The following is a 25,204-nucleotide window of genomic DNA, read 5'->3' as shown; positions in this document are numbered from 1 at the left end:
GCGTGGGGGTGGCGCGCAGAAGTCGTGAAGGCTTGCGTGAGCTGCTGTGAACGAAGATACGTAATCAGAACACTGCGCTCCGTTAAGAAAGTCTGTGCGGTTGTTGCACACCTGGCCCGTTGCAAACGTCATCGTGAACGGAGGGCGTAAAACAGGCGCCCTTCCGAGGCCGCCAGAAACGCCACGAGGCCTCGCCCTCTGTAAGGAGAGGCAAAACCGCACGTGAATCTGGACGTTGCCGACGATGTGATCCTGGCGGTGCTCGCCCTGCGGGTGTTCGGTCGTGACGTGCTCGGTCTGCTGCGCCGTGTGGCCGCGGCCGGAGTTCGGGCCGGCATCAGCGAGATGCGGCGCGAGCGCGGTACGGAGGGACAGACGTGAGCCAGGAACTTCCCCGAACCGCGACCGGCGCCCGGCCGATGAGGAAACTGCCGCTGGACTTCGAGGCATTCCACCGGATGTACCGGCCGATCTACGTCCACTGGGCGGAGATCCGGCTGGGCAGCCGGGCCGATGCCGAGGAGGCCGTCGACGCGGCCTTCGAGAAATTACTCAGGGCCTGGTCCACTGTCCTGACCAAGGAGAACCCGACCGCGTACGCCTGGCGCGTGCTCAGGCACACCACCATCGACTTCTCCAGGGCCCGCGACCGCCGTCCCGCCCTCATCGGCGAGGCCGCCTTCGAGACGGTGGCGCTCAGTCAGGCGGTGGACCCCATAGGCCAGTTCGAGGAGAGCCTCAGCCTCTATGAGGCGATCGGACAGCTGCCGCCGCGTCAGATGGACGTCATGCTCCTGCAGTTCGGCCAGGGCTTCACCGTGGAGGAGGTGGCGGCCGCGCTCGGGATCACCCCGGCCGGCGTACGCTCCACGGTCCGCCACGCCAGACGACGGCTGGAGCACGCGTACGGGGTCAAGAGGCGACTTGAGGCCACGCGGTATGAGAGTGCCGCACTGAGCGAGGGCGAAGGCGAGAGCGAGGGCGGATGCGATGGCGTCGCGCTGAGCGAGAGCGAGGAAGGGCATGCCGATGACATCGCCCATTGACGAACTGCTCGCCCGCGCCAGGCTGCGCCGCGAGCCCTACACCCGGGCCGACATCGACGCGGCCCTCGCTCGCCTGGCCGCCCGAGCGGCGGTTCGGCGGGACGCATCCGAGGAACCCTGTGACCTCATGCCCCATACCCGCAATGCCTGCGGGTCGGCCGACGCAAGTGCGGTTGACGCAGAGTCGGCCGCTGACGCAGATGGGGTCGGCGAGGGCGCCGTTGGCGGTGATCCGGGCACGAGGAAGGCGTCCGACGAACTCCCGGCCGATGAATGCCCTCAAAACAGAGGGCAGGCCCGCGAGGGATCGGTGGACGAGAGCTCCGCCGCCGACGATCTCCAGACCCTCTGCGAGACCGTGATCACCCACACCGGAGCCCTCACCGATCTCCGGATCTTTCTCGCCCGGGCACTGCCCGAACCGTCCGGGGCTCGCGTGCTGGGGTGCATGTTGCAGCTCTCCGAGCGCGAGGAGTCGGCCCGTTTCTGGTGGCAGTACGCCGCCGGGGCCGGCGATCCCGCCGCCAGCTACTGCCTCTATCTGCACCACCGGGCCCTGGGCGAGCACGGAGCAGCCGACTGGTGGCACACCCAGCACACCCAGACCGACGTCGTGGCCGACGCGGAGACCGGGCCCGAGGTCGAGATCACCACCACGCTGCGCATCCTCCGCGCACTCAAGCCGGACGACTCGCCCGTGCCCGAACCGGTCAACGCAGTCCTGCACTACGTGCCCGTGGCCGTCGCCTTTGTGGACGACGACCTGGACCTTCCCCTCCCCGACCCCGACTTCACCGACCGCATCAGGGCTCTCACGGCCCTCACGTCCACGGCCCCCGCCCCTTCGACCCCGACCGCTTCGACCGCACCGGTGGCCGGCGGTTCGGCGGAAGTCCCGCGCCGCGCACGCAAGCGCAAGCCCCTGCCGGAACGCAGGCGCCCGCGCCGCACCGCGACCGGCTCCACGTAGAGCCCGGCTCCGCAAATGGCCCCGCTCCACGTAAGGCCGGCTCCACGTAAGGACGGTTTCACCCAAAGCCGGTTTCACGTGAAACGGGACCGGGCTGGTTCCACGTGAAACATCGTGGGGGCAGGAGGCACCGGGCCTCCTGCCCCCACGATGTGATGTCGTGCGGCGCTGTGATGTCCTGCCGCCGCGTCAGCCGCGGTCCTTCTGTTCCGCCGCCTCCGCCTCGGCCTCGGCCTGCTTGGCCTGGACCTCGGGGTCGAGTTCGTCCTGAGCGTTGCCGTCGACCGAGGTCAGGTGGCCGCCCTCCGGGACCTCCGTGGCGGCGGGCGGTTCGACCAGCCAGTCGGGGTTGGCCTGCTTGTCCCACCACTTCCACGCGGCGAAAGCGCCACCGGCCAGGATGCCCAGCACGGCGAGGCCCTTGGCGAGGCGGCCGACCCTGGCCCGCCGCTCCTGCTTACGGACCAGCTTCTCCACCTGCTTGGCCGAGACCTGACCGCGCAGCGCGGCCAGCGCCGCAACACTGCGGGACGTGGCTTCCTCGCGAACGGGGCCGGCCGCGACCCTGGCCTGCTCGATCCTCGGACGGGAGTAGTCCGCCGCCTGTCGCGCGGCCTTGCGGGTGCGGACAGCTGCCTCGTGGGCGGCCTGGTCGACCTTCGGCGGCACATGCGTCCGGGCCTGCTCAAGACGCGGGGCGAGATGGGCGTCGTACTGCGTGCGTGCTTGTTCGGCGGCCTGGAGAGCTGCGGCCGACACCTTCGGCGCGAGCTTGGCACGTGCTTCGTTCGCGTACTGCGTGGCGCGGTCCCTGGTCGTGTCGGCGTAGGGCGCCACCACTTCCGCGGCGTGCCGCACGCTGTCCTTTGCCGACTCGGCCGCTGCGCGCACGCTGTCCTTGCGGGTCACGGGATCCTCCTCCTCGGTGGCGTACATGGGGGCTTGGGGCCATCCCCCAGCAAGTCACAGTTCACCTTTCCACCCTTATCCGGATCATGCCTGCCGGAGAGCTCCGGGGCATGCGAGGGCGGGCATCCGGGTCATGAGAGCCGACTCCGGGCGTACTCGGGGCAATAACTGATCAATACGGTGCAACGGGAGCTTGCCACGACAATGTCATGGATCCCCGTACTGTGCGCCGCTTTGGTGCGAAGCGGTTGAAGCGGTCCGGAGCGGCGGTGACGCAAGACGAGGGCCGCGGTCCGTGCGAGGATCGGGGAGTCACAAAGGACAACGGAAGGCAGATCGTGGCTGAGCAGCTTTACGCCACCCTGAAGACCAATCACGGCGACATCGAAGTGCGGCTCCTGCCGAACCACGCGCCCAAGACGGTCCGGAACTTCGTCGAGCTCGCCAAGGGTGAGCGTGAGTGGACCAACCCGTCCACGGGTGCGAAGTCCACGGACAAGCTCTACGACGGCACGGTCTTCCACCGGGTGATCAGCGGATTCATGATCCAGGGCGGTGACCCCCTGGGCAACGGCACCGGCGGTCCCGGCTACGAGTTCGAGGACGAGTTCCACCCCGACCTCGGCTTCGACAAGCCGTACCTGCTGGCCATGGCGAACGCCGGCCCGGGTACCAACGGCTCCCAGTTCTTCATCACCGTCTCCCCGACGGCCTGGCTGACCCGCAAGCACACCATCTTCGGTGAGGTGAGCGACGGGGCCAGCCAGAAGGTCGTGGACGCCATCGCCTCCGCGCAGACCAACCCGCGCACCGACCGCCCGGTCAGCGACGTGGTCATCGAGTCGGTCGTCATCGAGACCCGCTGAACCGAGGCCCCTGGAGGGAACCGGGACCCCTCGGACGAAACCGAGAGAGGTCTCCCGCAGGGAACCAAACGCCCCGCCCATCCGTAAGGATGAGCGGGGCGGTGCGTTGCGTACCAAATGCGTACAGAGGATGAGGGGATCCCGATGGACCAGGCGCCAGGCAGCCCGCAGGAACCACAGGGTGCCGCGAGCCTGCCCACCTGTTACCGGCATCCGGACCGGGAGACCGGCGTCCGCTGTACGCGCTGCGAGCGCCCCATCTGCCCCGAGTGCATGATCAGCGCCTCGGTCGGCTTCCAGTGCCCGGAATGCGTGCGGAACGGTTCCGGGACGGGCCATGCCCCCAACGCCGCTCAGCCCCGCACCCTCGCGGGCGGCACGGTCACCTCGGATCCCCGGCTGATCACCAAGATCCTCGTCGGGCTCAATCTCGCCGTCTTCCTGGTCCAGCTCTCCGTGGGCGACCGCTTCACCGACAGCTTCGACCTCATCGGCCGGGCCTTCGTACCGATCCTCGGAAGCGTCGAGGGCGTCGCGGAGGGCCAGTGGTACCGGATGGTCACGGCGATGTTCCTGCACGGCAGCTATATCCACATCGCCTTCAACATGCTCAGCCTGTGGTGGATCGGCGGCCCTCTGGAGCAGGCTCTCGGCCGCGCCCGCTTTATCGCCCTGTACGCGGTGTCCGGCCTCGCCGGCAGCGCGCTCACGTATCTGATCGCCGAGCCGAACCAGCCCTCGCTCGGCGCCTCCGGCGCGATCTTCGGCCTGTTCGGTGCGACCGCCATCCTCATGCGGCGCCTCAACTACGACATGCGCCCGGTGATCGCCCTGCTGGTGATCAATCTGATCTTCACCTTCGGGTGGAGCAACATCGCCTGGGAGGCCCACATCGGCGGCCTCGTCGGCGGTGTGGTGATCGGCTACGCCATGGTGCACGCGCCCCGCGAGCGGCGCGCTCTGGTCCAGTACGGCGTATGCGCGCTGGTGCTACTCGCGGTTGTGGTCATGACACTGGTGAGGACCGGCCAGCTCACCTGAGCCGAGCCGCCGAGCCCGCCTGAGCCGAGCCGCTGGGCCCCTCCGAAAGTCAAGTCCGACCCGCCTGAGAATCCCGTGCGAGCCCACGTTGTCCACAGACCGTGGCGGATCTTGTGCATGCTGTGTAAGAACAAGTGTGCCCCCTGTCCCTGACCTGGGTTTCCCCAGGCGGGACAGGGGGCGAACGCACTTGCGGATACCGGTAGGTCAGTCACACCGGCGTCAACACCGGATGGGTTATCCACAGATCTTCAGACCTATCCACACTGTGGAAACCCTTGTGGATAACTCAGTGGACAACTTGGGCCACGGCTTGCGGACACAGGCATGGGGAAGCCCCGGTACAGGCTCCCGACACCCTATGGCCGCGTTACTTCCACTGCGTGGAAACGCCGAATCCCGCCGCGATGAAGCCGAAGCCCACCACGATGTTCCAGTTGCCCAACGCGTCGACCGGCAGCGAACCGTCCGTCACGTAGAACACGACGATCCAGGCGAGGCCGATGAGGAACATGGCCAGCATGACCGGGGCGACCCAGGCACGGCTGTTCAGCTTGATGTTGGTCGCCTGCTTCGCCGGGGGCGGCGTGTAGTCGGCCTTCTTGCGGATACGTGACTTCGGCACGAGGGTCTCTCCTGTCGATGCGCTGCGTGGCCGCGCAGGGAACGTGGGCTGGCTCCGGGGCAGCGTACAAGGGGACTCTTAGCGCTCCCCCGGGCGTCCGTTAGCGTAGTGCTTCCGCGGCGCCGAAGGAGATAAGGGTACGTTGAGCAATTCTGCCGACTCCCCCCAGCCGGGTTCCAGCCCTGGCACAATCCGGCGTTTCCGGCCGGTGCGGGTGCTGACCGTGGCCGTGTTCGCCCTGGCCGGGCTGATCTTCTTCACCAGCTTCAACACGGCCAAGGGCACCAATATCCGTACGGATGCCTCGCTGCTGAAGCTCTCCGACCTGATTCAGGAGCGCAGCCACAAGAACGGGCAGCTCGACGAGAGCAACGGATCGCTGCGTGAGGACGTGGAGACGCTCGCCGAGCGGGACAACGGCAGTACGAAGGCGGAGGAGGCCAAGCTCGCCGCCCTGGAGAAGAACGCGGGCACCCAGAAGCTCAAGGGCGAGGCCCTCACTGTCACCCTCAACGACGCGCCCCCGAACGCCACCGCCAAGCTCCCCGGCTACCCCGAGCCGCAGCCCGACTACCTGGTCATCCACCAGCAGGACCTCCAGGCCGTGGTGAACGCCCTGTGGCAGGGCGGCGCCAAGGGCATCAAGGTCATGGACCAGCGGCTGATCTCCACCTCCGCCGTCCGCTGTGTGGGCAACACCCTGATCCTCCAGGGCCGCGTCTACTCGCCCCCGTACAAGATCCAGGCGGTCGGTGACCCGGAGAAGCTGCAGAAGGCCCTCTCGGCGTCCAAGGCGATCCAGAACTACATGGTGTACGTCAACGTCTACGGGCTCGGCTGGAAAGTCGACGAGGACGGGACCGTGACTCTGCCCGGCTACTCGGGCACGGTGGATCTCCACTACGCGAAGCCTGTGGAGTAACAGCCCGTGGGGTAAGAGCCCATGGAGCAATGGAGCCGCTGCCGCTGGGGGACTTGTGTCGGTGCGAGTGGTCGTCAGGACGTTCAGCGAGCTGTGCATCACCGTCGGCACCGTGATCGTGCTCTTCGTGGTGTACGTGCTGTTCTGGACGGGTGTGAAGGCCGACACCGCGATGGACGACCAGATCGCGCAGCTCCAGGAACAGTGGTCGAAGGGTTCCGTGGCGGCCGGGCCCAAGGAGCCGAGGTCCACGGGGACGGGCGCTCCCGGTACGACCCCCGACGAGCCTGCCCCGTACAAGAACGGCAAGCCCTTCGCTGTGATGTACATCCCGCGGCTTGGTTTCACGTGGAACAAGCCCGTGCTCGAAGGCACGAGGACGAGCACCCTCAAGAAGGGGCTCGGCCACTACGCGAGCACCGCACAGCTCGGACAGCCGGGGAACTTCGCCGTCGCCGGCCACCGGCGCACGTACGGGGACCCGTTCAAGGATTTCCCCAGGCTGCGGCCGGGTGACTCGGTGGTGCTGACCGACGGGACGACCTGGTTCACGTACCGCATCGACACAAAGCCCTACAAAACATTGCCCAGTGACATAGCGGTCATTGACCCCGTACCGAAGAAGTCGGGGTACACGCGTGCGGGCCGCTATCTGACGCTGACGACCTGCGAGCCGGAATGGGGCCACAGCCACCGGCTGATCGTCTGGGCACATCTTGACTCGACCCAGCCTGTAGAGGCTGGGAAACCGGAGGCCCTACGCCGTTAGTCTGGTCCGGTACGGCGTGAGTCTGGTGCCGTGGCGCGACGGAAGGGACGGCATGTACGGCTTTATCTGGCGGCATCTGCCGGGGAACACGTGGATCAAGGCACTGATCTCCCTCGTGCTGGTCCTCGCGGCGGTCTACGTGCTCTTCCAGTACGTCTTCCCGTGGGCCGAACCGCTGCTGCCCTTCAACGATGTGACGGTGGACAACCAGTGAGCGCGCGGATTCTCGTCGTCGACAATTACGACAGCTTCGTCTTCAACCTGGTCCAGTACCTGTACCAGCTGGGCGCCCAGTGCGAGGTCCTGCGCAACGACGAGGTGTCGGCGCTGCACGCACAGGACGGCTTCGACGGCGTACTGCTGTCGCCCGGTCCCGGCACGCCCGAAGAGGCCGGCGTCTGCGTCGAGATGGTCCGGCACTGCGCCGAGACCGGCATCCCCGTCTTCGGGGTCTGCCTCGGGATGCAGTCGATGCAGGTGGCGTACGGCGGGGTCGTGGACCGCGCGCCCGAGCTGCTGCACGGCAAGACCTCGCTCGTCGAGCACGAGGGCAGGGGGGTGTTCGCGGGCCTTCCGTCGCCCTTCACCGCCACCCGCTACCACTCGCTGGCCGCCGAGCCGAAGACCGTCCCCGTCGAGCTGGAGGTCACGGCCCGTACGCACGACGGGATCATCATGGGGCTCAGGCACCGTGAACTCCTGGTCGAGGGTGTGCAGTTCCACCCCGAGTCCGTGCTGACCGAGCACGGTCACCGCATGTTGGCCAACTGGCTGGCGGAGTGCGGAGACCAGGGAGCCGTCGCCAGATCGGTCGGGCTCGCCCCGGTGGTGGGCAGGGCCACGGCGTGACCGCCCTGCGCCCCGAGCGCGACAGTGCCGCCCCGTACGGCGAGGACGCCTTGTACGGGGGCGCTGAGGCGTTCGAGGCGCCGGGTGCCTTCGAGCCGTCCCGCGACTTCGGGGCCCCGAATGCCGATGCCCGGCCGAGCGGTGACGCCCGGCCGAACGGTGCGATGCGGGCCGCCGTCGACGGGCTCGCCGACCCGCTCAGCGACCCCCTGCCGGGGCAGCGGCCGCCCGCGGCGCCCGAGCAGGAGTGGTACGACCCCCAGAACCCGCAGGGCTATTCGCAGGACTGGAGTGTCGGGCAGACCGCCTCCTCGTACGCGGACCCGGTCCGCCGCGCGCACACGGACCCCACGCACGGGTACGCCGAACCTGGGCAGCCGTCGTCGTATGCCGTGCCGCAGCCGCAGCCGCAGCCTCAACAGCCCCAGCAGCCGTACGAGCCGCAACCTCCGTACGGGGAGCAGCAGCGACCGTCCTATGGAGGGGCGCCGCAGACCTCGTACGACGGGGCATACGCCCAGCCCGACCCGCTGAGTTCGACGAGCCCCTTGAGCTCTACAGGCCCGCTGAGCGCGACCGGCCCGATGAGCCCGGCGGGTTCCCCGGCTCCGGCGTACTCCGCTCCGTACGAGCAGCCGCCTCTCGCCGACGACGAGACGGTCGGGCTGCGCATAGCTGATGTCGTCGAGTCCATACCGGGGATTCCGACGCCGGCCGCCGGGCCCGCTGGGCGCGCCGTAGCGCCCGCAGGGGGCGCAGGGGGCGTGGGAGCCCCGGGTGGTGGCCGTGCGGCCCGTCGTAAGGCCTCCAGGCGCCATGGGCGGCATGGTGGGGCCGGTGGGGCGCAGGAGGGGCAGGAGGCCCAGGAGAGCCGGGCGGCGTCCGGCGCGCCTCTCTCCCGTATGGAGGCGCGGCGTGCGGCGCGGGAGCGGAAGCCGGGCGCGGCCGTGATGGCCAGCCGGGCGATCGGCGAGGTGTTCATCACCACCGGCGTACTGATGCTGCTGTTTGTGACGTACCAGCTGTGGTGGACGAACGTCCGGGCGCACGCGCAGGCGGGCAACGAGGCGAGCAGCCTCCAGGACGACTGGGCCAAGGGCAAGGGGAACCCGGGGGTGTTCGAGCCGGGCCAGGGCTTCGCCCTCCTGCACATCCCGAAGCTCGACGTGGTCGTGCCGATAGCCGAGGGCACCGACAAGAAGCGGGTGCTGGACCGCGGCATGGTCGGTCACTACGCCGAGGAGGGCGTGAAGACGGCGATGCCGGACGCCAAGACCGGCAACTTCGGTCTGGCCGGGCACCGCAACACCCATGGCGAACCGTTCCGGTACATCAACCGGCTGAAGCCGGGCGACCCGATCGTCGTGGAGACGCAGGACAAGTACTTCGTGTACAAGATGGCGTCGATCCTGCCGGTGACGTCGCCGAGCAACACGGCCGTCCTGGACGCGATCCCCAAGGGCGCGGGCTTCACCAAGGCGGGCCGCTACATCACTCTCACCACCTGCACCCCGGAATTCACCAGCAAGTACCGGATGATCGTCTGGGGCACGATGGTCGAGGAACGATCGCGCGACAAGGGCAAACCGGACGCTCTCGTCGACTGAGACACCGGGGCGACCGGCGACCCCTCGCTTTACGACGTCCCAAGCTTCACAACGTCCCAAGCTTCATCCCGAGCTTCACGACATTCCAAGATTCCTGAGAGACCAGACGGGGCAACGCAGTGGCAGCGACGACCGACCACGAAGAGCACACGGACGCCCGGGCGTCCTCGCCCGCGCCGCGGCGCCGCGGCGGCGGCCGGATCGCGGCGGCCGTCAGCGTCTTCGGTGAACTCCTCATCACGGCGGGTCTGATCCTCGGCCTGTTCGTCGCCTACTCGCTGTGGTGGACGAACGTCGTCGCGGACCGCGAGGCCGACAAGCAGGGCGACAAGGTGCGCGACCACTGGGCGGAGGACCGCGGCCCGGTCGGTCTGGACACCAAGGACGGCATCGGCTTCTTGCACGTCCCGGCGATGAAGAACGGCGAGGTGCTGGTCAAGAAGGGCACCTCCACGAAGTCCCTCAACAACGGCATCGCCGGCTACTACACCGACCCCGTCAAGTCCGCCCTCCCGCAGGACAAGAAGGGCAACTTCTCGCTGGCCGCCCACCGCGACGGCCACGGCGCCAAGTTCCACAACATCGACAAGCTCAAGAAGGGCGACGCGATCGTCTTCGAGACCAAGGACGACTGGTACGTCTACAAGGTCTACGCGACCCTTCCCGAGACCTCGAAGTTCAACGTCAAGGTCCTCGGGCCCGTCCCTCGGGAATCGGGCAAGAAGAAGGCCGGCCGCTACATCACGCTCACGACCTGCACGCCCGTCTACACGTCCCGCTACCGGTACGTCGTCTGGGGCGAACTGGACCGCGTGGAGAAGGTCAACGACGAGCGGACCCCGCCGCCGGAGCTGCGCTGAGCGCTCCGCGGGATGCGCGGTGATGGCCCGCGAGCCTCGCGAGCCCCGCGGGTCATTCGGCTTCGGGCCGGCCGTACCCACGCGGCAGAGCCGCACATCGACGCAGACCCGCACCCTGTAGGGGCGCGATCCCGCACCTGACCTCGCACAGGCCATGCAGCACGGGCCGTGCAACTCGCCCGGGCCATGCAAATGGGGGCCTGTACTGCTCGACCGAGCAGTACAGGCCCCCATTGACGTCGACCAGCGGTCAGCGTCCGGTCGCCCGGGTCAGTCCTCTTCGGAGGGCTGCTCAGCCGCCGCCTCCGATGAGGCCGCCGTTGCCGTTGCCGCCGTTGTTCTGCTGCCCGGCGTCGATCGTTCCGAGGTTGACCCTGTCGCCGGCCTTCACCTGCTGACCCTCCTGCGGGTTGCTGGCGAAGACGATGGCGTTGTCGTCCTGCGACCCCTGGATGTTGCCGAGCTGGAGCTGGTTCTGCGCGAGAACCTGCTTGGCCTGGGCGAGGGTCATCTGGGTCACCTTCGGCATGGCGAACTTCTTCTCCTCCGCCGCCTTGCCGATCTGGATGTTCACCGTGGAGCCCGGGTCGGCCGAGGAGTTGGCCGTGGGCGATGTGGCGACGACCTTGCCGACGAGGTTGGCGTCGTCGGTCTCCACGTCGGTGCAGTTGCCCTTGAGGTCGTTCTGATCCATCCGCGCCTTGGCGTCGTCACAGCTGAGGCCGCTGACGTCCGGAACGGTGGACTGCTCCTTCTCCTTGGCGACGGTGAGGGTGATCGTGGAACCCTTCTCCACCTCAGTGCCGAGCTTCGGGTCCTGATTCAGGACTGTGCCCGGCTCCTCGTCCGACTCCTTGGACTTGGTATCGACCTTGAACTGGTAGTCGTCGCCCTCCAGCTCCTTCTGGGCGTCCTCAAGGGAATCCCCGACTACGCCCGGCACCGCGACCTTCGGCGCTCCGGTCGACACGGTCAGCGTGATCGTGTCGCCCTTCTTGACCTGGGTCTCCGCCTTCGGGTTCTGGGCGCAGACACTGCCCTTCGGGGTGTTCTCGCAGGCCTTGGGGTCGATCTTCAGTTCCAGCTCGCGGTTGGTCGCCATCTTCTCGGCCTCGGACTGGGTCCGGTTCACGAAGTTCGGCGCCGGGAACGCGTCGTCGCCCGACCCGCCCTGTCCGGTGAACGCCCACTTGCCGATGAGGATCGCGCCGACCAGCACGAGCAGACCCGCGACGACCAGCAGGATCGTCGAGGTGTTGTTCTTCTTCTGCTGGCGTCGGCGCCCGGCACGGTCGTCGTAGCCGAAGCCGCCGTCGTCCGGGTTCATCGGGGGCAGCATCGACGTGGCCTGCGCGTCAGTGGAGCGCAGAGCGGTGGTGGGCCGGTCGTCCGGGTAGCCGCCGTAGCCCACGGAGCCCATGGCCGCCGTGGCCGCGACGGGCTGGCCGTCGAGGCAGGCCTCGATGTCCACGCGCATCTCGTCGGCGGACTGGTAGCGGTAGTCCGGGTCCTTGGTGAGCGCCTTCAGGACGATGGCGTCCATCTCGGGCGTGATCTCGGGGTCGAAGACGCTGGGCGCCTGCGGCTCCTCGCGCACGTGCTGGTACGCGACCGCGACCGGGGAGTCCCCGATGAACGGGGGGCGGACCGTCAGGAGCTCGTACAGCAGACAGCCCGCGGAGTACAGGTCGGAGCGGGCGTCGACCTGCTCGCCCTTCGCCTGCTCCGGCGACAGATACTGCGCGGTTCCTATGACCGCCGCGGTCTGCGTCATCGTCATGCCGGAGTCGCCCATGGCGCGGGCGATGCCGAAGTCCATGACCTTGACCTGGCCGTTGCGCGTCAGCATGACGTTCGCCGGCTTGATGTCGCGGTGCACGATTCCGTTGCGGTGCGAGTACTCGAGCGCCTGGAGGATGCCGATGGTCATCTCCATGGCGCGCTCGGGCAGCAGCTTGCGCCCTGAGTGCAGCAGCTCTCTCAGCGTGGACCCGTCGACGTACTCCATCACGATGTACGGGATGGAGATGCCCTCGATGTAGTCCTCACCCGTGTCGTACACGGCGACGATCGCGGGATGGTTGAGCGAGGCGGCCGACTGGGCCTCCCGGCGGAACCGGGCCTGGAATGACGGGTCGCGCGCGAGGTCCGCTCGCAGCGTCTTCACCGCCACCGTGCGGCCGAGCCGGGTGTCATGGGCGAGATGTACCTCCGCCATGCCACCACGGCCGAGCACGTGGCCCAGCTCGTACCGGCCGCCGAGGCGACGCGGCTCTTCCATAGCTACCTACCAGCCCTCTCCGACGGTCCTGACCACACCACGTGTGGTCCGGCGGTGTGCTGTCCGGGCATACCGTACCCGGCTCGCCTTGACTGACCTGGCCACAACCGTCACCCGATACAGGACCGGTATCGCAACGTGCACCGATGTGAAGGGGACGTGAGCGGGGTCACTTCTTGCTGTCGATGACTGCCTTCATCACGTCCTTCGCAATCGGTGCCGCGAGACCGCCGCCGGAGATGTCGTCACGGTTGGCGCTCTCGTCCTCGACGACCACGGCGACGGCGACCGGGGAGCTGCCGTCGTCGAGCTTCGCGTACGAGATGAACCAGGCGTACGGGTTCTCGCTGTTGTCGACACCACGCTGGGCGGTACCGGTCTTGCCGCCGACGGTGACGCCGTCCTCGTTGATCTGGCCCTTGGTGCCGGTGCCCTCCTTGACGACCGTCTCCATCATCGACTGAAGGATCTGGGCGTTCTTCTCGGACAGCGGCTCGCTCATCTTCGAGGGCTCGGTCTGCTCGATGACGTCGAGGCCCGGCGCCTGGAGCTTGTCGACCATGTACGGCTTCATGAGCGTGCCGTCGTTGGCGATGGCCGAGGCCACCATGGCCATCTGCAGCGGCGTCGTGGCCGTCTCGAACTGGCCGATCGAGCTGAGCGCGGTCTGCGGCCTGTCCATCTTCTCGGGGAAGTTGGAGGCGCTGGAGCGGATCGGAACGAACTGCTCCTCGTTGAAGCCGAACTTCTTGGCCGTCTCCAGCATGTCCTCCTTGCCGACGTCGACGCCCAGCTTGCCGAAGACGGTGTTGCAGGAGACGCGCAGCGCCTCGCGCAGCGTCGCGTTCTTGCAGGGGATGTTCCCCTCGTTCTTCAGCTCGGTGGTGCTGTCCGGCAGGGTGTACGGAAGCGGCGAGTCCGTCTTCTCATCGGCGCTGTCGACGATGCCGTGCTCCAGCGCCGCCGCGGCCGTGACCACCTTGAAGGTCGACCCGGGCGGGTAGATCTCGCGCAGCGCCCGGTTCTGCATCGGGTCGTCGGGGTTGTTCTTCTTCTGCAGCCCGGTCCAGGCCTTGCCGTCGACCTTGGTGGAGTTCCCGGCGAACGACGAGGGGTCGTACGAGGGAGTGGAGGCCAGCGCCAGGATCGCGCCGGTCTCGGGGTCGATCGCGGCGACGGCACCCTTGCCCTGCTTCAGCAGACCCTTGTACGCGGCCTTCTGCGCGGCGGCGTTGAGCGTGGTGACGACATTGCCGCCCTCCTGCTTCTTGCCGGTGATCATGTCGAGGGTGCGGCGGAAGAAGAGCCGGTCGTCGTTGCCGGTGAGGATGCCGTCCTCGATGCTCTCCAGCTGCGTGGCGCCGAACGCCTGCGAGGCGTAGCCCGTGACGGGGGCCCACATCGCGCCGTCCTTGTACGTGCGCTTGTACTCGAAGTCGTTGAAGTCGTCGCCGCTGGTCTTCGTGGACCCGGTGATCGGCTCGCCGTCGACGATGATGTCGCCGCGCGGTGTGGCATAGCGCGCTATGGCGACGCGGCGGTTCTTCGTGTCCTTCTTCAGCGAGTCGGCCTGGACGTACTGGATCCAGTTGTCGCGGATGAGCAGCGCGAGGACGAGGAGCCCGCAGAAGATCGCGATCCGGCGCAGGGGCTTGTTCACGGTCGGACCACCTGGGTCATCTCGGCGTCGGGGTTGGGCGCGGGGGCCGGGGCGGGGCGGCGGGCGGTGTCGCTGATTCTGATCAGGATGCCGATGAGGGCCCAGTTGGCGATGACGGAGGAACCGCCGTACGCCAGGAAGGGCATCGTCATACCGGTCAGCGGGATCAGGCCCATGACGCCGCCGGCGACGACGAAGACCTGGAGGGCGAAGGCGCCGGAGAGGCCGATGGCGAGGAGCTTGCCGAACGGGTCGCGGGCCGCGAGCGCCGTACGGACGCCGCGCTCCACGATCAGGCCGTACATCAGCAGGATCGCCATCACGCCGGCCAGACCCAGCTCCTCGCCGAAGGTGGCGAGGATGAAGTCGGAGTTGGCGGCGAAGCCGATGAGGTCGGAGTTGCCCTGGCCGAGCCCGGTGCCGAGGGTGCCGCCGGAGCCGAAGGCCCACAGGGCCTGCATCGACTGCTCGGTGTGGCCCAGGACGCCTTGCTGGCTCAGCTCGTACTCGCGCATCGGGTCGAGCCAGGCCTGGACGCGCTGCTGGACGTGCGACTCGAAGGAGGCGACACCGACGGCGCCGGCCGCGGACATCAGCAGACCGAACACGATCCAGCTGGTCCGCTCGGTGGCGACGTACAGCATGATCACGAACATGCCGAAGAACAGCAGCGAGGTACCGAGGTCGGTCTCGAAGATCAGGATCAGGATGGAGAGCGCCCAGATGACGACGATCGGGCCGAGGTCCCGCCCGCGCGGCAGGTAGAGCCCCATGAAGCGGCGGCTGGCCAGGGCCAGGGCGTCGCGTTTCACCATCAGATAGCCGGCGAAGAAGACCGCCAGGGCGATTTTCGCGAACTCACCGGGCTGGATGGTGCCGAGGCCGGGAATCTTGATCCAGATCCTCGCGCCGAAGACGTTCACGCCGAGGCCCGGGACCAGCGGGAGGAGCAGCAGGATCACCGCGGCGACCATGGAGATGTAGGTGTACCGCTGCAGGACGCGGTGGTCCTTGAGGAAGATCAGCACGACCACGAACAGGGCGACGCCCAGCGCGGAGTTCAGCAGCTGGCGGGGGGCCGCCTCGAAGAAGTTGGGGCTCTGCTGCAGCCGCTGCGACTGGTCCAGGCGCCACACGACCGCCAGGCCGATGCCGTTGAGCAGCGTGGCCAGCGGCAGCAGCAGCGGGTCCGCGTAGGGCGCGAACTTCCGGACGACGAGATGGCCGACGCCCGCGAGCAGGCCGAGGCCGAGGCCGTAGCTCAGCAGCCCGGGCGGCACCGAGTCGTTCATGGCCAGACCGACGTTGGCGTAGGCGAACACCGCGATGACCACGGCGAACACCAGCAGCGCGAGCTCGGTGTTACGTCGGCTCGGTGCTCCGATCGAGCCGATCGTGGACGTGTGATGCGTCGACGGGTTGGAAGTACTGCTCATCGTGTGACAGGGCCCCTCACGGCTGCTTACTGCTTACCGCACAGCGAGACCAGCTTCTGCTCTTCGTCGGAGAGGCTGGGGCCGGGTGTGGGAGTGGGTGCGGTCGTGGACTTGGACGGGTCGGGCGATGCTGAACCGGACCCCGACGGGGTCGGCGTAGGTGTCGCCTTGGACGCGGCAGAGGTCCGTGTGGTTCCCGTGACACCGCCGGCCTCGCCCTCACCGGTCTTCGCGTTCTCCTTGCTGTCCGCCTCGCGGCGCTCGGCGTCCTTCTTGCACGCGGACGCCTGGGTGGCCAGCTCGTCGATCTTCGAGCGGGCGTCGGTGAGGCCGCCCTCGGCGATCGTGGCCTTGACCTGCTTCTGCTGGTACGGCGGCAGGTACTTGAGTTCGATCTCGGGGTGATCCTTCTCCACCTTCGAGAGCGAGACCCAGGCCAGGTCCTGGCTGATTCCCTGGTACAGCGCGACGTGCTCGTCGTTGGCGCCGACGTAGTACTGCGTCTGCGTCCAGCGGTAGCCGCCGTACAGTCCGCCGCCGATGACGCCGAGCGCGAGCGCGATGTAGAGAGATCTCTTCAGCCACTTCCGCCCGGAGCGCGGCTTGACGAAGTCGTCGTCCGAGTAGCCGCCGAAACCGCCGGTGGGTACGTAGCCGGTGGTGTCGCCGCTGCCGGGCGGGCCGAACTCTCCGCCGCCGCCCTGCCCGGGCACCTGCCGGCCGAGGCTGGAGGCGCGGCCGGCGGGCGTCTGCATGGCGCCGTTGTCGTGCAGCTGGTGCTGGTTCTCGGCGACCGCGCCCACGACGACGGGGGTGTCGGAGAGCTGCCCCGCGAGGGTGTCCCCGCCGTCGATGTCGAGGACGTCGGCCACGATGACCGTGATGTTGTCGGGGCCGCCGCCGCGCAGCGCCAGCTCGATCAGCTGCTGCACGGTCTCCTGCGGGCCCTGGTAGCTGGCGAGGGTGTCCTCCATCGTCTGATGGGAGACGACCCCGGAGAGCCCGTCGGAGCAGATCAGGTACCGGTCGCCGGCGCGGACCTCACGGATGGAGAGGTCCGGCTCGACATGGTCGCCACTGCCCAGCGCGCGCATCAGCAGGGAGCGCTGCGGGTGGGTGGTGGCCTCTTCCTCCGTGATGCGGCCCTCGTCGACGAGGCGCTGCACCCACGTGTGGTCCTGCGTGATCTGCGTCAGCACGCCGTCCCGCAGCAGATACGCGCGGGAGTCACCGACGTGTACGAGGCCGAGCCGCTGCCCGGTCCACAGGAGCGCGGTGAGGGTGGTCCCCATGCCTTCGAGCTGGGGGTCCTCCTCGACCATCATCCTGAGCTGGTCGTTGGCGCGCTGAACGGCCGTCCCGAGCGAGGTGAGGATGTCCGAGCCCGGCACGTCGTCGTCGAGCGCGACGATGGTGGAGATGACCTCGGAGGAGGCCACCTCGCCGGCGGCCTGGCCGCCCATTCCGTCCGCGATCGCGAGCAGCCGCGGACCGGCGTAACCCGAGTCCTCGTTGCCCTCGCGGATCATGCCTTTGTGCGATCCGGCGGCGAAGCGCAGTGACAGACTCATGCGCACCTCGCCCGTCGGCTCCGGGTACATCCGCACGGTGCCCACCCTCCGGTCGGGAGCGCGCCGGGGTCCGTCGTGTGGACCGCCGCTGCCCGCTCGCTCCGCTCGCGCTCATTCATGACGTAGCACTACTTCCGCAGCTCGATGACGGTCTTGCCGATGCGGATCGGCGCGCCCAGCGGGATCGGCGTGGGAGTCGTCAGTCGGTTCCGGTCGAGATACGTGCCGTTGGTGGACCCGAGGTCTTCGACGATCCACTGGCCGTCACGGTCCGGGTAGATCCTGGCATGCCTGCTGGACGCGTAGTCGTCGTCCAGCACGATGGTGCTGTCGTGTGCACGTCCCAGGGTGATGGTCTGCCCCTGCAGGGCGACCGTCGTGCCCGTGAGGATGCCCTCGGAGACGACCAGCTTGGTGGGGGCGCCGCGGCGCTGACGGCCGCCGCCGCTCGGCGGTGCCGCCTGCTGGCGCTGCTGCGGCGGCGCGGCTTGGCGCGCGGCCTGCTGCGGTCGGTTGGCGTCCCTGCGCGAGCCGCGCTGTGTGACGCGCGTTCCGAACAGGTCGCTGCGGATGACCTGCACGGCCACGATCACGAACAGCCACAGTACGGCCAGGAAACCCAGCCGCATGACCGTGAGGGTCAGCTCTGACATTGCCCCCGCTTCACCCTTCGGCTTGCCGGTAAATGATGGTGGTGCTGCCCACGACGATCCGCGAGCCGTCGCGGAGCGTAGCGCGGGTGGTGTGCTGCCCGTCCACCACGATGCCGTTGGTGGACCCGAGATCCTGGACAGTCGAGGGCGTTCCGGTCCGGATCTCACAGTGCCGGCGCGAGACGCCGGGGTCGTCGATCCGCACGTCGGCTTCGGTGCTGCGGCCCAGCACCAGCGTCGGGCGGGAGATCTGATGGCGGGTGCCGTTGATCTCGATCCAGTGCCGCGTACGTCCACCCGGCTGCGGGGCCGCGGCGGGCCGCTGGCCCGCGGGTGCGGCGCCCGGACGGCCGCCGGGGGGCGGCGCGGCAGGCATGGGAGGAGCGGCCGCGGGCGGGTAGCCGTAGCCACCTGCCTGGCCGCGGGCTGCCGCCGGGGGCGGGCCCGCGGGTGCGCGCTCGGGAGTGGCCTGCTGGTTCGCGGAGGAGGCGAGCGTACGGCTGCGGACCCGGTACAGGCCCGTGTCCAGGTCGTCCGCCTTCTCCAGATGCACCTTGATGGTGCCCATGAAGGTGTAGCGCTGCTGCTTGGCGTAGTCGCGCACCATGCCGGCGAGCTCGTCGCCGAGCTGACCGGAGTAGGGGCTGAGCCGCTCGAAGTCGGGCGTACTCAGCTCCACGATGAAGTCGTTCGGGACGACGGTCCGGTCGCGGTTCCAGATCGTGGCGTTGTTGTCGCACTCGCGCTGGAGCGCTCCCGCGATCTCCACGGGCTGGACCTCGGACTTGAACACCTTGGCGAAGGTGCCGTTGACCAGACCTTCGAGACGTTGCTCGAACTTCTTCAGGACTCCCATGGGGCACCTCCTCCTTCGTCGTTGCCCTGGTACTGCTTACTGATCGTATCCACGCGCCGGGAAATCGGCTGGTTCCCCCTGTCGGCCCGGTCGACAGAAGTCGACGCCCACTGAAGTCCCCTCCCGAGGTTCCCGCGGAAGCCCCTCTTCGAACTCCCCCCGGGCACTCCGTATGAGAAGGATCGTAGAGGTGGCGTCCCCACAGTGTCCCGCACCCGACTGTGGACCCTGGCCCCCTCCTGGGGAGATGGCCTGGACCGGTACGAGGTTGATACGTGAACCGGTTCTCGTTGATACGTGGAGGGTGGGAATGGAGGGATCCGGGGTGCCGTCCGAGGCGGTCCCGCAGGTGATCCGGGGGTGAAGCGGGGCTGATGGGGGCCGCCGCGGAGGTCCGCCGCCCCACCGCCGCCCCTCGGAAACGGATGTGAATCCACCCCATCCAGCGTGCTAATCTTCTGCATGTCGGCAGGCGCTCACCCACTCGGTGAGAGACGGACGACACACCCAATGCGCGGGTGGCGGAATAGGCAGACGCGCTGGATTCAGGTTCCAGTGCCCGCAAGGGCGTGGGGGTTCAACTCCCCCCTCGCGCACCACAGGAGACCGGGTCTCCACCAGAACGAAAGTTCCGGTGGGGGCCCGTTCTTCGTTCCCCGGAACATGCACGAACAGCCCGTGCGTCCCGACAGACGACGTGACCGGGCAGGCCCCTGGCGGTGAGGTATCTCACGGTCGGGGGCCTGCTTTGTGTGAGGGCTGAGTCTTCGCTGGAGCAGCACCTGGGCTGACGCCGCCTCGTTGTGGAAAGGCGTGTGCGCATCTGTACGTCAACGGGGTGCGCCGGGTGAGTCAGTGCCACCACGTCACGGGCGATCGTCGTCGCCGTTCTCGTCGGGGGGCTCGTCCGGTGGGTTTGTCAGGGCTGGATGAAGAAGAAACAGGGCGGCAAGAGTCGGTGAAGCAGCAGCATCCTTGGCGGGATTGAGTCCCTTCGGCCCTGCTGCGTGCGGCTCGTGCGGGCAGGGCCTAGGGTGCCGGTCCGGCTGAGTGGTGGGAGTGGGCTCTGTGAAGGTGATCCTCTTTGGGGCGACCGGGATGGTCGGGCAAGGGGTTTTGCGGGAGTGTCTGCGGGACCCGGGCGTCGAGAGTGTGTTGGTGGTCGGGCGGTCGGCGGTGGGGGTCTCGCATCCGAAGCTGCGGGAGGTCGTGCGGGCCGATCTCATGGATCTCGGCGGGCTCGAGAGCGAGCTCTCCGGGTACGACGCCTGCTTCTTCTGCCTCGGGGTCTCGTCGGCGGGTATGAAGGAGGACGCGTACCGGAAGGTCACGTACGACCTCACGCTTGAGGCGGCGCGTTCGCTGGGCCGCTGGAATCCGGGGCTGACCTTCTGTTACGTGTCCGGACAGGGGACCGACGGCTCCGGGCGGGGGCGCGTGATGTGGGCGCGGGTCAAGGGGGAGACGGAGAACGCGCTGCTTGCCCTGGACGGCGTGGAGGCGTACATGTTCCGGCCGGGGCTCATCCAGCCGCTGCACGGAATCCGGTCGAAGACCCGGGTGTACCGGGCGATGTACGCGTTGACCGGGCCCCTGCTGCCCGTCCTGCGGAAGCTGGCGCCCCGGCGGATCACCACGACCGAGCAGGTGGGCCTGGCGATGATCGCGGTGGCCCGGGACGGGGCGGCCGAGCGGGTGCTGGAGACGGACGGGATCAACCGGGCGGCGGCGGCCACGTAGGCGTGCCTTCCGCCGTGATGGGGCTCCTAGGGATGCCCATCAGTGAAAGTGCCCTCTCCGTAGAGGGTGGAAAACGGTCGTGCGGCGCCGCCTTCGGGCACCTTGGGCGCCGTACGACCGCGGTGCGTGGTCACGTGGTGCGTGCTCACGCGGTGAAGCGTCAGGCCGCCTTGGACGTGAGCTGTCCGGCGAGGGTCCTGGCCTTGTCGGCCGCTTCCTGCAGGGCCTTGGCGCGGGAGGCCTCGAAGAGCGGGACCAGCTCGGACATCGCCGGCATGTGCGGGGCCATCGTGAGCTCCGGGACGATGAATTCCACGTCCATGCCGAGCATGTCCTTGAGGATGGCCTCCAGGTAGTTCTGCACGTACTCGTAGCCCTCGCGCGGGGTGCCCGGCGCGTAGGAGCCGCCACGGCTGGCCACGACGGTGACCGGGGTGCCCTTGGCGGACGGGGTCTCGCCCGCGGTGCGGCCGACGAGGATCACGTTGTCCAGCCATGCCTTGAGGGTCGACGGGATCGAGAAGTTGTACATGGGCGCGCCGATCAGCACGGCGTCCGCCTGCTCCAGCTCCTCGATGAACTTCACGCGCGCGGCGAAGGCGGCGGCCTGCTCCGGGGTGTGCTCCGACGGATCGGCGAAGCCGGCGCTGTGTGCGTCGGCGGTGATGTGCGGCACGGGATTCACGGAGAGGTCGCGGTAGATCACCGTGCCCTCGGGGTGCTGCTCCTGCCAGGTCTTGCGGAAGGCGTCCGTGACGGCGCGGGACGCCGAGGCGGGACCCGGGAAGACGGACGAGTCCAGCTGCAACAGGGTGGCCATGAGTTCTCCAGTGAGGGTGGTTCGGCGATGTGGTCCGGCGATGTGGTTCGCCGGAGCGTTGTCCGGCGGAGCGTGTCCGGCGGGCGCGCCTGGGGGCGCTCTGCTCTTGGCAGCCCGGGCATGGGTGTGGCCCGTCGCCATGGGCTGCGTTTCTGTTCGTAACTATGAATAACACAGTCACTTACTTTTTTTCATCCCCTCACGAGAGACCAGTACCCTGAAGGCATGGCGGTCCAGGAAAACCACGACGCTGCGTCGTGCAGGCGGGTGGACAACGGCATCACCCAGGTCTTCCAGGTGCTCGGAAAGCGCTGGACGGGCCCGATCGTGGCCGTGCTCCTGCCCGCCCCCGTGCACTTCGCCGACCTGCGCCGTGCCATCCCCGGCATCAGCGAGCGCATGCTCTCCGACCGGCTCACCGAGCTGGCGACGGTCGGGCTGGTGGTGCGCGAGGTCGACGACGGGCCGCCGCTGCGGGTCTCCTACCGGCTGACGGAGGCGGGGGCGGCGCTGGAGCCCGCGCTGGGGGAGCTGGGCGCGTGGGCGAAGACGTATCTCGCGGAGGACGGGCGCTGTCAGGAGCAGTTCCGGCGCTAGCACCGCCTGCCGGCCGTCGTCGGCGCTGAGCTGGGGTGTTTTCCACAGGTGCGGAGTTGTCCACAGGGGCTCACGCGGATCGCCGCCCGGCGGTACGGTCGTCTCGAAATTGATGTTCGCGATTGATGTTCGTGCGCGGGGGAGGCGGTTCGGGTGAGCGAGACCGGTGGTGTGGTGGCCGGGGCGGCAAGGGTTCCGGCGGTGCGCGGGTTCGCGCGGCCGTCCGGCGAGGGCTCGGCCAAGGAGCAGGGCTCGCCCAAGGAGAAGGGCAAGGCGCTGCGAGGCAGCGTCCCGCGCAGTGCGCACGCCTCCATCGACACGAACGGCGACCGCCCGGACGCGGTGACCGCGGTCGACACGTCCAACCACGGCCGGATCCCCGGGCTCACGCCGATACGGGTCGGCCGGATGGCAGCCACCCCCTTCGCCTTCCTACGCGGTTCGGCCGGACTGATGGCCTACGACCTGGCGCGTACACCGCTGACCGGCATCGGCGCCCAGATCTGCGGCGACGCGCACGCGGCGAACTTCGGTCTGTACGGGGACGCGCGCGGCGGCCTCGTCATAGACCTCAACGACTTCGACGAAACCGTCCACGGGCCGTGGGAGTGGGACCTCAAGCGGCTCACGACCTCGCTCGTGCTCGCCGCCCGGGAGGCGGGGGCGGACGAGGACACCTGCCGCAAGGCGGCGTACTTCGCGACCGGTTCGTACCGGCGCACCATGCGGCTGCTCGCCAAGCTCCCGGTCCTGGACGCGTGGAACGCCATCGCGGACGAGGAACTGGTCTCGCACACCGACGCCCACGACCTGCTCGGCACGCTGGAGCGGGTCTCGGAGAAGGCGCGTGGCAACACCAGTGGGCGGTTCGCGGCCAAGTCGACGGAGGTCGTGGAGGGCGGCGGGCGCCGCTTCGTCGACGCCCCGCCGGTGCTGCGGCGCGTGCCGGACGAGGAGGCCGCCGCGGTCGCGCGGTCGCTGGAGGAGTATCTGGCCACGCTCTCCGAGGACCGTCTCCCGCTCCTCGCGCGGTACGCGGTGCACGACGTCGCGTTCCGCGTGGTCGGCACGGGCAGCGTGGGCACGCGCTCGTACGTGGTGCTGCTCCTCGACCACCGCGGTGAGGCCCTCGTCCTCCAGGTGAAGGAGGCCCGTACGTCCGTCCTCGTGCCCCATCTGGCGACGGCCGGCCTGGTGGTGCCCGAGGTCGAGCACGAGGGCCGCCGGGTCGTCCTCGGCCAGAAGCGGATGCAGGTCGTCAGCGACATCCTCCTCGGCTGGACGTCGGTCGAGGGGCGCCCCTTCCAGGTGCGGCAGTTCCGCAACCGCAAGGGCAGCGTCGATCCCGCGGCGCTGGCCGCGGACCAGATAGACGACTACGCCCGGATGACAGGGGCCCTGCTGGCCCGGGCGCACTCACACAGCGCCGATCCGCGGCTCGTCGCCGGGTACTGCGGCAAGAGCGAGGAGCTGGACGAGGCGGTCGCGACCTTCTCGGTGGCCTACGCGGACCGGACCGAGGCCGACCACGCGGAGCTGGTGGCGGCCGTGCGGGCGGGGCGGATCGAGGGAGAGCTGGGGGTTTGACGGGGCGGCGAAGCCTGGGACGGCGTCCGGGGAAGGCCCCTGGCCAGGCAGTTCGAATAGGTGGCTGAGCCGTGGCCTAGGCTGGGCGGGTGACGACCCCGGAAGCTGATCAGCCCCCGTCCGAGCCCCTCGCGGAACCGGGCTCCGATGAGCCGCGCGCCGAGAAGGTGCCGTCTGCCGAGTCGGACACCGAGAAGCCCGATGCGGCGTCTGCTGAGCCGTCGGCCGAGCCTTCCGCTGAGGCATCTGCTGCGGCAGCCGCCAAGCCGGGCTCCGAGTCGGGCGCCGAGCCGTCGGTTGAGGCGTCTGCCGGGTCGGGCGCCGACGTGCCGCCGTTGTCGGACGCGGTCGGAGGTGGTGGAGCCGAGGGCGGCGAGTCCGCGGATGGTTCCATCGCGGGTGACCGGGCGGCGGACGCCCCAGCGGTGGGCGACGAGTCGGTGGCCAACGACACAGCGGACGACGAGTCGGTAGGTGGCTCGACCGCGGGCGCAGGGTCAGTGGATGGCTCGACCGCCGGCGACGGGGACGGGACGGTAGGTGGCTCGGCGGCCGGTGCCTCGTCCGCCGGTGATGCTGGAGGCGAAGAGCAGACTCGGCCCGAGGCGCGGCTGGAGCGGGCCGTTCGGGCGGCCGAGCAGGCGTTGATCGAGTTCGAGATCGCGGTGGAGACGTTCCGGGTCGAGGTGGAGAACTTCTCCCGGCTGCACCACCAGAAGCTCGGGCCGATGTACTCGCGGCTCGACGAGCTGGACGCGCAGATCGCCGAAGCGCGGGCCGCGAGCACCGGTGACCCGGAGGACGTGCGCAAGGCGAAGGAGGCCCGGGCCCGCGTCATGCCGATGCCGGGGATCGAGGAGTTGTTCCACGACTGGCTCGACTCGGACGGGCTGTCCCCGGAGGCCTCGGCCATGCTGACCGATCAGCCGGTGCGGCCACCGCAGCGGGTCCGGCCGAGCGACGAGGCGCGCAAGCTCTACCGGGAGCTGGTCCGCAAGGCGCACCCCGACCTGGCGCAGGACGACACGGAGCGCGCGCGGCGCGACGAGTTCATCTCCCGGGTCAACGCGGCGTACGGCCGTGGGGACGAGCCCCTGCTCCGGGAGCTGTCCGAGGAGTGGGCCGCCGGTCCCGTGGCCGAGGAGTGGCGCCCGAGCCGTAGCGAGGAGCTCTACGCCCGTCTCGAATGGCTCGCCCAGCGCAAGGAGTTGCTCGCCCTCGTCGCCCGCGACCTGGAGGAGAGCGCGATCGGCGCGATGCTCAAGATCGCGCCGGACGACCCCGACCGGCTGCTGGAGGAGATCGCCGAGCAGCTGCTGGCGCAGGTCAGCGAGCGGGAGGCCGAGCTGGCGGGCCTGCTCGGCAGCGGGGCCTGACGGCAGGCTTCCGGTGACGTCGGCCCCTGGACCCGTCGGCCCCTGGACCCGTCGGCCCCTGGACCCGTCGGCCCCTGGACCCGTCGGCCTCTGGGGCCGGTGGCGTTCGTTCGCGTGCATCGGGCCGAGCTGCGGGACGTCCGGTCGGGTCGGGTAGCGTCGG

Annotated in this window: 24 protein-coding genes and 1 tRNA gene; 16 read left to right on the top strand and 9 right to left on the bottom strand. The window is 68.9% G+C overall.

Annotated elements, in window-relative coordinates; translation table 11 throughout:
- Positions 1-222 precede the first annotated feature (222 nt).
- From ACN20J_RS24980 to ACN20J_RS24970, 3 genes are read left to right on the top strand one after another with little or no spacing between them, the layout of a single operon-like run.
- Positions 223-381 (top strand): hypothetical protein, encoded by a 159-nt coding sequence (locus ACN20J_RS24980; protein WP_189841505.1) that lies wholly within the window; start codon positions 223-225, stop codon positions 379-381.
- Entirely contained in the window at positions 378-1,046 is a 669-nt protein-coding gene (locus tag ACN20J_RS24975) for a sigma-70 family RNA polymerase sigma factor (RefSeq protein WP_361988574.1), read from the top strand. The genes ACN20J_RS24980 and ACN20J_RS24975 overlap by 4 nt, the downstream gene beginning before the upstream one ends.
- A complete protein-coding gene (locus ACN20J_RS24970) occupies positions 1,030-2,016 on the top strand; it encodes a hypothetical protein (RefSeq protein WP_190230802.1) in 987 nt (328 codons plus the stop codon). The genes ACN20J_RS24975 and ACN20J_RS24970 overlap by 17 nt, the downstream gene beginning before the upstream one ends.
- Positions 2,017-2,205: 189 nt before the next feature.
- On the opposite strand, the gene ACN20J_RS24965 is transcribed toward ACN20J_RS24970, so the two are convergent.
- The gene (locus ACN20J_RS24965) at positions 2,206-2,925 is read right to left on the bottom strand and encodes a DUF5324 family protein (RefSeq protein ID WP_189841503.1); all 720 of its coding nucleotides are present in this window, start codon (positions 2,923-2,925) and stop codon (positions 2,206-2,208) included.
- 338 nt (positions 2,926-3,263) lie between these two features.
- Between ACN20J_RS24965 and ACN20J_RS24960 the strand changes: the two genes are divergently transcribed.
- Complete coding sequence (locus ACN20J_RS24960; protein ID WP_189841502.1) at positions 3,264-3,791, top strand: peptidylprolyl isomerase; 528 nt, start codon at positions 3,264-3,266, stop codon at positions 3,789-3,791.
- Between the two features lie 144 nt (positions 3,792-3,935).
- Positions 3,936-4,832, top strand: a complete 897-nt coding sequence (locus tag ACN20J_RS24955; protein ID WP_190230801.1) for a rhomboid family intramembrane serine protease — start codon at positions 3,936-3,938, stop codon at positions 4,830-4,832.
- Between the two features lie 370 nt (positions 4,833-5,202).
- Here ACN20J_RS24955 and crgA read toward each other — a convergent pair whose 3' ends face one another.
- Positions 5,203-5,457, bottom strand: a complete 255-nt coding sequence (gene crgA / locus ACN20J_RS24950) for a cell division protein CrgA (protein WP_189841500.1) — start codon at positions 5,455-5,457, stop codon at positions 5,203-5,205.
- Between the two features lie 142 nt (positions 5,458-5,599).
- Between crgA and ACN20J_RS24945 the strand changes: the two genes are divergently transcribed.
- The 6 genes from ACN20J_RS24945 (at position 5,600) to ACN20J_RS24920 (ending at position 10,464) form a co-directional block, all read left to right on the top strand.
- Positions 5,600-6,379 carry a DUF881 domain-containing protein gene (locus ACN20J_RS24945; protein ID WP_189841499.1) on the top strand — a complete coding sequence of 260 codons (780 nt, stop codon included), beginning with the start codon at positions 5,600-5,602 and terminating at the stop codon, positions 6,377-6,379.
- Between the two features lie 61 nt (positions 6,380-6,440).
- On the top strand, positions 6,441-7,148 hold the full coding sequence (locus ACN20J_RS24940; protein ID WP_190230800.1) for a class E sortase: 708 nt from the start codon (positions 6,441-6,443) through the stop codon (positions 7,146-7,148).
- 16 nt (positions 7,149-7,164) lie between these two features.
- Positions 7,165-7,362 carry a hypothetical protein gene (locus tag ACN20J_RS24935; protein ID WP_186001365.1) on the top strand — a complete coding sequence of 66 codons (198 nt, stop codon included), beginning with the start codon at positions 7,165-7,167 and terminating at the stop codon, positions 7,360-7,362.
- Positions 7,359-7,997: an aminodeoxychorismate/anthranilate synthase component II gene (locus tag ACN20J_RS24930; RefSeq protein WP_189841497.1), complete on the top strand. Its 639-nt coding sequence runs from the start codon at positions 7,359-7,361 to the stop codon at positions 7,995-7,997. The genes ACN20J_RS24935 and ACN20J_RS24930 overlap by 4 nt, the downstream gene beginning before the upstream one ends.
- Before the next feature lie 392 nt (positions 7,998-8,389).
- Positions 8,390-9,604, top strand: a complete 1,215-nt coding sequence (locus ACN20J_RS24925) for a class E sortase (RefSeq protein ID WP_190230919.1) — start codon at positions 8,390-8,392, stop codon at positions 9,602-9,604.
- A 119-nt stretch (positions 9,605-9,723) separates the two neighbouring features.
- Positions 9,724-10,464, top strand: a complete 741-nt coding sequence (locus ACN20J_RS24920; protein WP_189841496.1) for a class E sortase — start codon at positions 9,724-9,726, stop codon at positions 10,462-10,464.
- A gap of 292 nt (positions 10,465-10,756) precedes the next feature.
- On the opposite strand, the gene pknB is transcribed toward ACN20J_RS24920, so the two are convergent.
- The 6 genes from pknB to ACN20J_RS24890 form a co-directional block, all read right to left on the bottom strand.
- On the bottom strand, positions 10,757-12,745 hold the full coding sequence (gene pknB / locus ACN20J_RS24915) for a Stk1 family PASTA domain-containing Ser/Thr kinase (protein WP_189841495.1): 1,989 nt from the start codon (positions 12,743-12,745) through the stop codon (positions 10,757-10,759).
- A 169-nt stretch (positions 12,746-12,914) separates the two neighbouring features.
- Positions 12,915-14,405, bottom strand: coding sequence for a peptidoglycan D,D-transpeptidase FtsI family protein (locus ACN20J_RS24910; RefSeq protein WP_189841494.1), 1,491 nt, complete (start codon positions 14,403-14,405; stop codon positions 12,915-12,917).
- Positions 14,402-15,841, bottom strand: a complete 1,440-nt coding sequence (locus ACN20J_RS24905) for an FtsW/RodA/SpoVE family cell cycle protein (RefSeq protein WP_189841493.1) — start codon at positions 15,839-15,841, stop codon at positions 14,402-14,404. Before ACN20J_RS24905 ends, ACN20J_RS24910 begins: the two co-directional genes overlap by 4 nt.
- Before the next feature lie 26 nt (positions 15,842-15,867).
- On the bottom strand, positions 15,868-17,442 hold the full coding sequence (locus ACN20J_RS24900) for a Stp1/IreP family PP2C-type Ser/Thr phosphatase (RefSeq protein ID WP_190230918.1): 1,575 nt from the start codon (positions 17,440-17,442) through the stop codon (positions 15,868-15,870).
- Positions 17,443-17,540: 98 nt separating this feature from the next.
- On the bottom strand, positions 17,541-18,065 hold the full coding sequence (locus ACN20J_RS24895) for an FHA domain-containing protein FhaB/FipA (protein WP_055613061.1): 525 nt from the start codon (positions 18,063-18,065) through the stop codon (positions 17,541-17,543).
- A gap of 10 nt (positions 18,066-18,075) precedes the next feature.
- Positions 18,076-18,921 carry an FhaA domain-containing protein gene (locus tag ACN20J_RS24890; protein ID WP_190230799.1) on the bottom strand — a complete coding sequence of 282 codons (846 nt, stop codon included), beginning with the start codon at positions 18,919-18,921 and terminating at the stop codon, positions 18,076-18,078.
- 512 nt (positions 18,922-19,433) lie between these two features.
- Between ACN20J_RS24890 and ACN20J_RS24885 the strand changes: the two genes are divergently transcribed.
- Positions 19,434-19,520, top strand: a tRNA-Leu gene (locus ACN20J_RS24885).
- A gap of 469 nt (positions 19,521-19,989) precedes the next feature.
- Positions 19,990-20,661 (top strand): NAD(P)H-binding protein, encoded by a 672-nt coding sequence (locus ACN20J_RS24880; RefSeq protein WP_189841491.1) that lies wholly within the window; start codon positions 19,990-19,992, stop codon positions 20,659-20,661.
- A 160-nt stretch (positions 20,662-20,821) separates the two neighbouring features.
- Here ACN20J_RS24880 and ACN20J_RS24875 read toward each other — a convergent pair whose 3' ends face one another.
- The gene (locus ACN20J_RS24875) at positions 20,822-21,481 is read right to left on the bottom strand and encodes an FMN-dependent NADH-azoreductase (RefSeq protein WP_419666849.1); all 660 of its coding nucleotides are present in this window, start codon (positions 21,479-21,481) and stop codon (positions 20,822-20,824) included.
- Between the two features lie 225 nt (positions 21,482-21,706).
- Between ACN20J_RS24875 and ACN20J_RS24870 the strand changes: the two genes are divergently transcribed.
- The 3 genes from ACN20J_RS24870 (at position 21,707) to ACN20J_RS24860 (ending at position 25,041) form a co-directional block, all read left to right on the top strand.
- Complete coding sequence (locus tag ACN20J_RS24870) at positions 21,707-22,078, top strand: winged helix-turn-helix transcriptional regulator (protein WP_055613058.1); 372 nt, start codon at positions 21,707-21,709, stop codon at positions 22,076-22,078.
- Between the two features lie 153 nt (positions 22,079-22,231).
- Complete coding sequence (locus tag ACN20J_RS24865) at positions 22,232-23,665, top strand: DUF2252 domain-containing protein (RefSeq protein WP_190230796.1); 1,434 nt, start codon at positions 22,232-22,234, stop codon at positions 23,663-23,665.
- A 500-nt stretch (positions 23,666-24,165) separates the two neighbouring features.
- Positions 24,166-25,041 (top strand): J domain-containing protein, encoded by an 876-nt coding sequence (locus tag ACN20J_RS24860; protein ID WP_419668948.1) that lies wholly within the window; start codon positions 24,166-24,168, stop codon positions 25,039-25,041.
- The last annotated feature ends 163 nt before the right edge of the window (positions 25,042-25,204 follow it).

Origin of the sequence: Streptomyces sp. 2-1 (genome assembly GCF_048564895.1) — a bacterium.
Lineage (GTDB): Bacteria > Actinomycetota > Actinomycetes > Streptomycetales > Streptomycetaceae > Streptomyces > Streptomyces phaeochromogenes.
The sequence above is the reverse complement of the archived record's forward strand: the minus strand, read 5'-3'. Positions and strand labels throughout refer to the sequence as shown.

Bases quoted from the DNA above. Each gene is read 5' to 3' on its own strand.
- ACN20J_RS24970 (WP_190230802.1), top strand. From the start codon at position 1,030: ATGACATCGCCCATTGACGAACTGCTCGCCCGCGCCAGGCTGCGCCGC.
- ACN20J_RS24870 (WP_055613058.1), top strand. From the start codon at position 21,707: ATGGCGGTCCAGGAAAACCACGACGCTGCGTCGTGCAGGCGGGTGGAC.
- ACN20J_RS24890 (WP_190230799.1), bottom strand. From the start codon at position 18,921: ATGGGAGTCCTGAAGAAGTTCGAGCAACGTCTCGAAGGTCTGGTCAAC.
- ACN20J_RS24900 (WP_190230918.1), bottom strand. From the start codon at position 17,442: ATGTACCCGGAGCCGACGGGCGAGGTGCGCATGAGTCTGTCACTGCGC.
- ACN20J_RS24955 (WP_190230801.1), top strand. From the start codon at position 3,936: ATGGACCAGGCGCCAGGCAGCCCGCAGGAACCACAGGGTGCCGCGAGC.
- pknB (WP_189841495.1), bottom strand. From the start codon at position 12,745: ATGGAAGAGCCGCGTCGCCTCGGCGGCCGGTACGAGCTGGGCCACGTG.
- ACN20J_RS24875 (WP_419666849.1), bottom strand. From the start codon at position 21,481: ATGGCCACCCTGTTGCAGCTGGACTCGTCCGTCTTCCCGGGTCCCGCC.
- ACN20J_RS24905 (WP_189841493.1), bottom strand. From the start codon at position 15,841: ATGAGCAGTACTTCCAACCCGTCGACGCATCACACGTCCACGATCGGC.
- ACN20J_RS24895 (WP_055613061.1), bottom strand. From the start codon at position 18,065: ATGTCAGAGCTGACCCTCACGGTCATGCGGCTGGGTTTCCTGGCCGTA.